Raw genomic sequence first — 517 nt, forward strand, 5'->3', positions numbered from 1 at the left:
CGGCGACGAAGAGGTTGGCCGGCTTCTTGTAAAGTTCGAGCGGCGTGCCCGACTGCTCCACCCTGCCCTGATTGAGCACGACGATGCGGTCGGCGAGCGTCATCGCCTCGATCTGGTCGTGGGTGACATAGATCGAGGTGGTTTTCACCTTCTGGTGCAGCGTCTTGATCTCCGAGCGCATCTGCACGCGGAGCTTGGCATCGAGGTTGGAGAGCGGCTCGTCGAAGAGGAAGACCGCCGGATTGCGAACGATGGCGCGGCCCATCGCGACACGCTGGCGCTGACCGCCGGAAAGCTGGGCCGGCTTGCGGTCGAGCAACTGGGCGAGATCGAGCATGCGGGCGGCTTCAGCAACGCGGGCCTCGATCTCAGGCTTCTGAACGCCGGCAAGCTTCAGGTTGAAGCCCATGTTTTCGGCGACCGTCATATGCGGATAAAGCGCGTAGGACTGGAAAACCATGGCGATATTGCGCTCGCGCGGCGTCATGGCGTTGACGACATTGCCGCCGATCGCGAT

General features: G+C 62.7%; 1 protein-coding gene. It reads right to left on the reverse strand.

Translation table 11 applies throughout. The features are described 5' to 3' along the window. Nucleotides 1-517, reverse strand: a 517-nt coding sequence (locus A7X77_RS31775) for an ABC transporter ATP-binding protein (protein WP_156668223.1), incomplete at both ends; no start/stop codon positions are given.

This window comes from Rhizobium bangladeshense (assembly GCF_001662075.1).
GTDB lineage: Bacteria > Pseudomonadota > Alphaproteobacteria > Rhizobiales > Rhizobiaceae > Rhizobium > Rhizobium bangladeshense_B.